At 60.4% G+C, this 722-nt stretch carries 1 pseudogene; it reads left to right on the forward strand.

Annotated elements, in window-relative coordinates:
• Positions 1 to 722 (forward strand): annotated as a pseudogene (locus tag K0H47_RS30960) (type IV secretion protein Rhs); the annotation flags it as partial.

Consider the following 722-nt stretch of genomic DNA (forward strand, 5'->3'; position numbering starts at 1 on the left):
TCAGCGATTGGTGGTGAGCACCGAATCGGTGGTGTGGACCGATCACGAGAATCGCAGCACTACGTTTCCCCTGCCCTCTGCTGCACGGCCGGCCATCACCAATAGCCTGGCGGAAGCGGCGATTTATCTGGGCTCGTTGCCCGATGAACTGGTGCTGGCTCAGGCGTCGCTTTTCTACCATTTCCGCAACGGGGTGCTGACGTCGATCAGCGACGCGTACGACAACCGGCTGCGTATTGCCCGCGACTATTCCGGACGGATACAGCGGATCGATAACCACGTCGGCCAAGGGTTGCTGCTGCGGTATGACCGTGGACACATCGTTGCGGTCGACTATCAGGTGCAGCGGGAACTCGGCTGGGTTACTGAGCAGAACGTTGTTTCCTACACGTACGACGATGCCTGGCGGTTGATCGAAGCGACCAACGCGGTAGGCGAAAGCGAACGTTATCGATACGACGATCAGCAGGTGATTCTGGAGCGGGAACTGGCCGGCGGGGCGAGTTTCTTCTGGGAGTGGGAACGGTCCGGCAAGGCTGCACGCTGCATCCGGCACTGGGCCAGTTTTTCGCAGATGGACACGCGCTATGTGTGGGATGACAACGGCACTGTCACCGTGCACAACGCCGATGGCAGCCAGGAAGTCTACGTCCACGACCAGCGCGCACGGTTGGTGCAGCGGATCGATCCGGACGGCGCGCAGCACTTCAAATCCTACGATG

Origin of the sequence: Pseudomonas sp. Xaverov 83, assembly GCF_019352905.1 — a bacterium.
Lineage (GTDB): Bacteria > Pseudomonadota > Gammaproteobacteria > Pseudomonadales > Pseudomonadaceae > Aquipseudomonas > Aquipseudomonas yamanorum.